Source organism: Kitasatospora sp. NPDC093558 (assembly GCF_040683475.1).
Taxonomy (GTDB): Bacteria; Actinomycetota; Actinomycetes; order Streptomycetales; family Streptomycetaceae; genus Kitasatospora.
In genome coordinates, this window is sequence record NZ_JBFBDY010000295.1 from 1 (window position 1) to 7,995 (window position 7,995).

Annotated in this window: 8 protein-coding genes and 2 pseudogenes; 6 read left to right on the top strand and 4 right to left on the bottom strand. The window is 76.2% G+C overall.

The features are described 5' to 3' along the window. Positions 1 to 239 (bottom strand): annotated as a pseudogene (locus tag AB0O00_RS24010) (two-component sensor histidine kinase); the annotation flags it as partial. Then, positions 236 to 940: a response regulator transcription factor gene (locus tag AB0O00_RS24015; protein WP_363654982.1), complete on the bottom strand. Its 705-nt coding sequence runs from the start codon at positions 938 to 940 to the stop codon at positions 236 to 238. The pseudogene AB0O00_RS24010 and the gene AB0O00_RS24015, both read right to left, overlap by 4 nt. A gap of 198 nt (positions 941 to 1,138) precedes the next feature. On the opposite strand from AB0O00_RS24015, the pseudogene AB0O00_RS24020 reads away from it, so the two are divergent. The 3 genes and pseudogenes from AB0O00_RS24020 to AB0O00_RS24030 all read left to right on the top strand — a co-directional run. Next, positions 1,139 to 1,816 (top strand): annotated as a pseudogene (locus tag AB0O00_RS24020) (glycosyltransferase family 2 protein); the annotation flags it as partial. Then, positions 1,790 to 2,479, top strand: coding sequence for a DUF2064 domain-containing protein (locus AB0O00_RS24025; RefSeq protein WP_363654984.1), 690 nt, complete (start codon positions 1,790 to 1,792; stop codon positions 2,477 to 2,479). The pseudogene AB0O00_RS24020 and the gene AB0O00_RS24025, both read left to right, overlap by 27 nt. Beyond that, on the top strand, positions 2,476 to 3,135 hold the full coding sequence (locus tag AB0O00_RS24030; protein WP_363654973.1) for a class I SAM-dependent methyltransferase: 660 nt from the start codon (positions 2,476 to 2,478) through the stop codon (positions 3,133 to 3,135). The genes AB0O00_RS24025 and AB0O00_RS24030 overlap by 4 nt, the downstream gene beginning before the upstream one ends. Positions 3,136 to 3,443: 308 nt before the next feature. Here the strand turns inward: AB0O00_RS24030 and AB0O00_RS24035 are convergent, their stop codons facing one another. Beyond that, complete coding sequence (locus AB0O00_RS24035; protein WP_363654975.1) at positions 3,444 to 4,787, bottom strand: glycosyltransferase family 87 protein; 1,344 nt, start codon at positions 4,785 to 4,787, stop codon at positions 3,444 to 3,446. Positions 4,788 to 4,985: 198 nt separating this feature from the next. Between AB0O00_RS24035 and AB0O00_RS24040 the strand changes: the two genes are divergently transcribed. Beyond that, complete coding sequence (locus AB0O00_RS24040; RefSeq protein ID WP_363654986.1) at positions 4,986 to 6,095, top strand: molybdopterin-dependent oxidoreductase; 1,110 nt, start codon at positions 4,986 to 4,988, stop codon at positions 6,093 to 6,095. Further along, on the top strand, positions 6,095 to 6,526 hold the full coding sequence (locus tag AB0O00_RS24045; RefSeq protein WP_363654977.1) for a hypothetical protein: 432 nt from the start codon (positions 6,095 to 6,097) through the stop codon (positions 6,524 to 6,526). The genes AB0O00_RS24040 and AB0O00_RS24045 overlap by 1 nt, the downstream gene beginning before the upstream one ends. Here the strand turns inward: AB0O00_RS24045 and AB0O00_RS24050 are convergent. Continuing rightward, on the bottom strand, positions 6,489 to 7,346 hold the full coding sequence (locus AB0O00_RS24050) for an S-methyl-5'-thioadenosine phosphorylase (RefSeq protein ID WP_363654979.1): 858 nt from the start codon (positions 7,344 to 7,346) through the stop codon (positions 6,489 to 6,491). The two genes, AB0O00_RS24045 and AB0O00_RS24050, sit on opposite strands and share 38 nt — an antisense overlap. Positions 7,347 to 7,614: 268 nt before the next feature. Between AB0O00_RS24050 and AB0O00_RS24055 the strand changes: the two genes are divergently transcribed. After that, positions 7,615 to 7,995: transglycosylase family protein (locus AB0O00_RS24055; protein ID WP_363654981.1), on the top strand; the 381-nt coding region annotated here is incomplete at its 3' end.

Sequence of the window (7,995 nt, forward strand, 5' to 3'; positions counted from 1 at the left end):
TCGACGGCGGCCATGCCGAGCACGGTGATGACGACGCCGAGGTCGTGCGTCGAGAGGAACATCGCCTGCGCCACGGCGAAGGTGCCCGAGGTCACGGCGAGGACGGTCACCACGGCGACGCAGAACAGCGAGAGCGCGACGGAGCGCCGGCGCAGCAGCCGGATCGCCGGCCAGCCGAGCAGTCCGGCGCCGCCCGCGCCGAGGGCCGCGAACAGGGCGATGAGCAGGAGGTCCTTCACCGGTCACCACCGCCGGCCGGGTCGTAGCGGTAGCCGACGCCCCACACGGTGGTGATGAGCGCGGGCGCGGCGGGGTCGTCCTCGATCTTCTCGCGCAGCCGCCGGACGTGGACGGTGACGGTGGAGAGGTCGCCGAAGTCCCAGCCCCAGACGCGCTGCATGAGGTCCTGCCGGGAGAAGACCGTGCCGGGGTGCCGGAGCAGGAACGCGAGAAGGTCGAACTCGCGCAGGGTCAACGAGAGTTCGCGCTCACCGCGCTGCGCGCGGCGGGCCTTCGGGTCGAGGACGATGTCCCCCGAGCGCAGCGGTCCGCCGTCCGAAGCGGCCGGCCCGGCGCCGGCCCGGGCGCGGCGCAGCACCGACTGCACCCGCAGCACCAGTTCGCGCGGGCTGAACGGCTTGGTGACGTAGTCGTCGGCGCCGAGCTCCAGGCCGAGGATGCGGTCGGCCTCGTCCCCCTTGGCGGTGAGCAGCACCACCGGCAGCCCGGCGCCCTCGGCGGAGGCGCGCAGGCGGCGCAGCACCTCCAGGCCGTCGAGGCCGGGCAGCATGAGGTCCAGCACCAGAAGGTCCGGGGGCGCGCTGCGGGCGAGGGCGAGCCCTTCGGCGCCGTCGGCGGCGCGGTCCACCCGGTGGCCGGCGCGGGTGAGGTAGCCGGCGACGACCTCGGCCACGGTCGGGTCGTCGTCGATCACCAGGATGCGGGAGGCACCGTTCGCCCCGCCGAGGATGTCGTTCACCCCGCCGAGGATAGGAGGCCGCGGCGCCGGGTGCCGACCCCGCACGCCGACCGTCCGCGTTCCGTAAGATCCCCCGGACGGCCCAGCCGCCGCGACGTCCGCGTTCCGTAAGACGCCGGTGCCCCCGCACGCGGCCCGTCCGCGCTTAGCGTGGCCCGCGTGACCACACCCACCTCCCCACCTCCCTCCGTCGACGTCGTCCTGCCCTGCCTGGACGAGGCCGCCGCGCTGCCCTGGGTCCTCGGGCGGATCCCGGCCGGCTGGCGGGCGATCGTCGTCGACAACGGCTCCGCGGACGGCTCGGCCGAGCTGGCCCGCTCGCTCGGCGCGACGGTGGTGGCCGAACCGCGGCGCGGCTTCGGCGCCGCCTGCCACGCCGGGCTGCTCGCGGCCACCGCCGAGCTGGTGTGCTTCCTGGACTGCGACGGCTCGCTCGATCCGGCCCAGCTGCCGCGCGTCACCGGCCCGGTGCTGGCGGGCACGGCGGACCTCGTCCTCGGCCGGCGCCGCCCGGCGACCGCCGGGGCCTGGCCGGTGCACGCCCGCCTCGCCAACGCCGTCCTCGCCCGCCGCCTGCGCGCCCGCACCGGGGCCGCGCTGCACGACCTCGGCCCGATGCGGGCGGCCCGCCGGGAGCGGCTGCTGGCCCTCGGCCTGGGCGACCGGCGCTCCGGCTACCCGCTGGAGATGGTGCTCACGGCGTCGGCGGCCGGGATGCGGATCGCCGAGACGCCCGTCGACTACCTGCCGCGCGCGGGCCGCTCCAAGGTCACCGGCACCCTTCGCGGGACCCGGCAGGCCGTCCACGACATGCGGGCGGTGCTGGCCGCGCCGCCGCCCACGCTGCTGGTGATCGCCAAGGCCCCGGTCCCGGGCCGGGCGAAGACGCGGCTCACCCCGCCGTTCACGCCCGAGCAGGCCGCCGGCCTGGCCGAGGCCGCCCTCGGCGACACCCTGCACACCCTGTCCACCGTCCCGGCCGGGCTGCGCCTGCTGGTGCTGGACGGCGAACCGGGCGGGTGGCTGCCGCCGGGCTGGCGGGTCGTGCCGCAGTCCGGCGGCGGACTGGACGAGCGGCTCGCGGCGGCCTTCGCCCACGCCGCCCGCCACGCCCCGGGCGCACCCGCGCTGCTCGTCGGCATGGACACCCCGCAGGTGAGCGCGGCCGTGCTGGCCGAGCCACTGTCCGCCGCCCGGCGGGCCGGCGTCGACGCGTGGTACGGACCGGCGGCCGACGGCGGCTTCTGGGCCTTCGGCCTCGCCCGGCCGACGCCCGCACTCGCCGCTCAACTGCTGCGCGGCGTACCGATGTCGACGCCACACACGGGAGCCCACCTCCTCGACCGTCTCGACGCAGCCAGCCTGACGGTTCATCAACTTCCTGAACTGACCGACGTGGACACCGCCGACGATGCGCTCCGTGTCGCCGGGGAAGCCCCGCACAGCCGCTTCGCCGCCCGCCTCCGCAGCGCCGAAACCGCTCCCGAGGTGGCGAGTTGACGATCACCGCCGCCACCCCCTGGGTCGACGACCCCTTCGCCGAAGCCGTCCGCACCGGCCGCGGCCCGCTCTGGCTGCGCCGCTCCGACGGCCACCGCCTGCGGCTCGACGTCGAACGCTGGTGCGCCCCGGCCGCCGGCGCCGACCACAGCCTGCTGCTGCGCTGCACCCGGCTGTCCGCGCCCGTCCTCGACCTCGGCTGCGGGCCAGGCCGCCTGGTCGCCGCGCTGCTCGAACTCGGCGTCCCGACGCTCGGCGTGGACGTGACCGGCGCGGCCGTCGCCCGCACGCTCGGCCTCGGCGGCCCGGCGCTGTGCCGGTCGGTCTTCGACCGCCTGCCCGCCGAGGGCCGCTGGGGCGCCGCGCTGCTCGCCGACGGCAACCTCGGGATCGGCGGCGACCCGGTCGCGCTGCTCCGCCGGGGCGCCGAACTCATCGCGCCGGAAGGCCTGTTGCTCGTCGAGGTGGAGGCGAGGGAGACGGACGAGCGCGCCGTCGTCCGGGTCGAGGGCCCGGACGGCCGGCTCGGCCCGCCGTTCCCCTGGGCCCGCCTCGGCACCCGCGCCGCCCTGCACCGCGCCCGCGCGGCCGGTCTCGCCGAGGCCGAGCGCTGGACCTCGCACGGCCGGCGCTTCCTCGCCCTGCGGAAGGCCTGAGCGGAAGGCCTGAACCGGACGGCGGCATGGATTTGGGCCGGGGTCCAGGGAGCCTTGCAGGACGCCGTTCGTGCGTCACGCGTGCGGCTGTCGCCCAACCGCCTCTTGGCCCCTCGGTCAGGAGTGCCCCGGCGGCACCCTTTGAGGCGTCGCGGCCGAGCCTGCCAGAAGCCCCGGGCGGGGACAAGACCCCCGAACCGACGCCTACCCGGCGTTCCCCGCCCGCCACGGCGGGTGCCCGGACCTGCACGTCGTGGGCACCCGCCCGATGCCGTCCGCGCACCGGAGCCACCGGACGGACACCCTCTTCACACCGTCCTCTTCACACCGCGCTCTTCAACCGTCCGCGCGACGGCCCACCGACCGCCCCGCCGCCGCGCCGCACCACCGGCCACGACGCACGCCAGCGCCACCCCGTACGCGGCCTGCTGCGCCCCGATCCCGCCCGTCAGGTACAGCACCTGCCCCGCCGCCGGGACGGCCAGCCACTCCCACCGCCCGTCGAGCGCCACGAGCGCCACCACCAGCAGCCCGTACCACGGGTACGACGGCGCCACGACGAGCAGCGCCGTCCCGGTGACGAGCAGCGCTCCCGACCACGGCCGCGCCGGGTCTCCGCGCCGCAGCACCCACAGCGCCACCCCGGCCAGCACCGCACCCGCCGCCCACGGCAGCAACGCATCCGGTAGGACCAGCGCCAGCAGCCCGAACCGGTCGATGTGCCCCTGCTCGTAGCCCTCCTCCCGCAGGTAGCCCGGCAGGTACCCGAGCACCCCGGCGCCCGACGCGGCGACGTACGGCAGGTACGAGAGCGCGAACGCGCCAACCGTCCACGCCAGCAGCACCGCGCTCTCCCGGACGGGCCGGCGGGCGAGCGCCCCCGGCAGCGCCAGCCCGGGCAGCAGCTTCACCGCGATGGCGGCCCCCAGGAGCACACCCCCAACGGCCGAGCGCCGCCGCGCCACACACCCCAGCCCGACGACCAGCAACAGCGCGCCCAACGTGTCCACGTGCGCGTCGTTGACCGCCCACACCGTGACGCCCGGGCACCACCCCCACAGCGCCGCGCGCCGGCTCCCCCGCCCGGCCACGAGCAGCGCCCCCGTCGTCGCGACCGCGAGCAGCGCCCCGGCCGCCTGCGCCCCGCGCACCCCGCCGCCGAACGGGTGTACGACGACGAACCACGCCTCCGCGACGGGCGGGTAAATCGTGTGCACGGCAGGCCGGTTGATGTGAGTGCAGTCCCCGGCCACCGTCCGCCGCTCGTCCCAGCCGGAGCACTCCCCAGCCGTCGGCCAGAGCCCCGGATCGCGCAGCCGGGCGAGCGCCGGATCGTCCGGGGTGTGCGCGTACGGGGAGATCCCGGCAGCCTGCACGCGGCCGTCCCAGACGTAGCGGTAGGCGTCGTCGCTGGTGCGCGGCGGCGCGAGGAGGCCGACGGCGGCGACGGCAATGCTGCCGGCGAGCACCAGCGGGACGACCTGACGGTCCGTCACTTTCCGCAGCAGCACCAGCGCCAGCGCGAACAGCCCGGCGTCGACGGCGTACCAGACGAACAGGGGCGCACGGTGGTCGAGCGTGCCGCCGCCGGTGACGGTCACGGCGAGGGCTCCGACCAGGGCGGCGAGGGCGAGGAGGGCACGAGTGGGCACGGCGCCCACCCTCCCACCGCCCGGCCCGGCCGGACCGCCGCGACGTGGCGCCGTTCGGATTCCGTAAGCACGTCGGAGCGCCGCCGCGGGGCCCTGAAACGGTTCCATGGGCACGTGAATCCGAAGACGCCCGAACCCCCCGACGTGCCCAGCGCACCCCTTCGCTACGACCTCCCGCTCCCGCCGCCACCCGACGCCCTGCGCCGCGGCCCGTTCCGCGAGGGGACGTTCCGCTCGGCGCTGCACGAGCCGCGCACCACCGTCGTGCTCGGCCGCTGGCTGGGCGCCGCGCTGCTGGTCTGCTTCCTGACCGGCCTGATCAGCCACGGCCTCCAGGACCCACCCAGCTGGCTCGTCCCGTACCTCCAGAGCCGGCCGGGCGGCGGCTACCAGGTCACCCAGGGCCTCCACGTGATCAGCGGCCTGGCCGCGATCCCGCTGCTCGGGGCGAAGCTGTGGACGGTCTACCCACGGCTGTTCGAATGGCCGCCCGCCCGCAGCGTGCTGCACGCGCTGGAGCGGCTCGGCATCTTCGTCCTCGTCGCGGCGATGCTGCTGGAGCTGTTCACCGGCCTGTTCAACACCCTCCAGTGGTACCCGTGGCCGTTCCCCTTCCGCCAAACCCACTTCTGGCTGGCCTGGTTGGCCACCGGCGGCCTCCTCGTCCACATCGCCGCCAAGGGCACGCTGATCGCCCGGCACTGGCGCCGCCCGGCCGTCGGACTCCCGCAGCGCCGCGCCTTCCTGACCGCCGTGACGGCCGCCGCGGGCGTCGTCACGCTCACCACCGCCGGCCAGACCGTGCCGTTCCTCAGCGGCCTCGACCTGCTCGCCCCGCGCCGCCCGGACATCGGCCCGCAGGGACTTCCGATCAACCGCACCGCCGCCCAGGCCGGCGCCGTCACCGCCCCAGCCGACTGGCGGCTGCGCGTCGACGGCCCCCGCCCGTACACCCTCACCCTCGCCGAGCTCGCGCAACTCCCCCAGCACGAAGCCGAGTTGCCGATCGCCTGCGTCGAGGGCTGGAGCGCGACGGCCCGCTGGAGCGGGGTCCGGATCGCCGACCTGATGGAGCGCGCCGGCGCCCCTGCCGGGGCCGCGCTGCGCGTCACCTCCTTCGAGACGAACGGGCCGTACCGCGTGATGAACATGCCCACCGAGTACTGCGTCGACCCGCTCGCACTGCTCGCCCTGCGGGTCAACGGCGAGGTCCTGAACGCCGACCACGGCTACCCTGCGCGGGTCATCTGCCCCAACCGGCCCGGCGTGCTGCAGACCAAGTGGGTCGAACGGATCGAGGTCGTCTGATGCCCCGTTGGCTGCGCGCCGCCCTCCTGCTCGGCGGCCTCGCCCTGCTCGGCTTCGGCCTCTCCGGCCTGCTCGCCGACTCCTACATCACCGCCCCGCTCGACGTCCTGGTCTGGGCCGTCGGCGCGGTGATCCTGCACGACGGCCTGTGGGTGCCGCTGCTCTGCCTGGTCGGCGCCCGCTACGCCCGCGGCCCGGTGCTGCGCGCGTGGCTGGTCGTCGCCGCGGCGGTGACGGCCGTCGGGCTGCCGGCCGTCCTGCGGGACGGCACGAACCACGGCAACTCCACCGTCCTGCCGCTGCCTTACGGCCGCAACCTGCTGCTGGTGCTGGCCGCCACCGCCGGCGTCGCGCTGCTGGTCGCGTTCGTCCGGCGGTGGCGCACCCAGGGGATCAGCCTGCGGAGGAGACGCCCGGCAGACCGGTCGTGAGCCCGTCCAGCGCGTGCGAGCAGACGCAGTCGCGGTCGGCCGGCAGGCTCTCCAGTGCCTTGAACAGCACGGTGCGCAGCCGGTCGACGTTCCCCGCGAACGCCTTCAGCACCTCGGCGTGGGTGACGCCCTCACCGGCCTCGACCCCGGCGTCGAGGTCGGTCACCAGGGCCAACGACGTGTAGCAGAGCCCGAGTTCGCGCGCCAGCACGGCCTCGGGGTGACCGGTCATGCCGACCACCGACCAGCCGTTCGCGGAGAACCAGCGCGACTCGGCGCGGGTGGAGAAGCGCGGGCCCTCGATCACCACGAGCGTCCCGCCGTCCACCGGCTCCCAGGCCACGTCGCGCGCCGCGTCCAGCGCCGCGCGGCGGCCGGCCGGGCAGTACGGGTCGGCCATGGACACGTGCACGACCTCGGGCACCGAGCCGTCCGGCAGGGGCAGCCCGTCGTAGTAGGTCTGCACCCGGCCGGAGGTGCGGTCGACGAACTGGTCCGGCACCAGCAGCGTGCCGGGCCCGTACTCCGGCCGCAGCCCGCCCACCGCGCACGGCCCGAGCACCTGGCGCACGCCGAGCGCGTGCAGCGCCCACAGGTTGGCCCGGTAGTCGATCCGGTGCGGCGGCAGCCCGTGCCCGCGCCCGTGCCGGGGCAGGAACGCCACCCGGCGGCCGGCCACCTCGCCGAGGAACAGCGCGTCGCTCGGCGGCCCGTACGGCGTGTCGACGCGCACCTCGGTCACGTCGTCCAGCAGCGCGTACAGCCCCGATCCGCCGATCACGCCCAGTTCGGCGCGCGGGAGTTGCTGATCGTTCGTCATCGTTCGTGCCCTTCCTCGGAGACGTCCCGGCCACTGTAGGAGGCCACGGCTCCGACGGAAGCGGGACCTCGATTACGTCGGTCTTACGGCTCGCGCCGTCGTTCGGCGGCTGCGGCCGAATGGCCGCGGGCCGCCGGGGTGGTACCCGGCGGCCGGGCGGGTGACTTCCCGGACACGTCGGCAACCATCCGCCCCACCCGGCGTGCGTCGGTGGGAGTGCGCCGTCTCCGGACGGCGTACGCCCTGTCCCCGGACCTGAGAGCCGCCCATGCCTCCCACCGCGAGTCTCCGCCGCCTCGTCCCCACCGCCCTGTGCGCCCTGGCCGTCGCCCTCGCCGCCCCCGCGGCGCAGGCCGCGCCCCCGGGCCGCGACCACGGGGCCGACCCCGGCGGGAGGTACGACTGGGAGAACGTGGCGGACTGCGAGAGCAGCCACGACTGGCACATCAACACCGGCAACGGCTACTACGGCGGCCTCCAGTTCGACAACCCCACCTGGCGCGAGAACGGCGGCCTCGCCTACGCCCCGCGCGCCGACCTCGCCACCCGCGAGCAGCAGATCGCCGTCGCCGACCTGCTCGCCGCGCGCCGCGGCCTCAGCCCCTGGCCGGTCTGCGGCGCCCGCGCGACCCGCGACCGGGACCGCGGG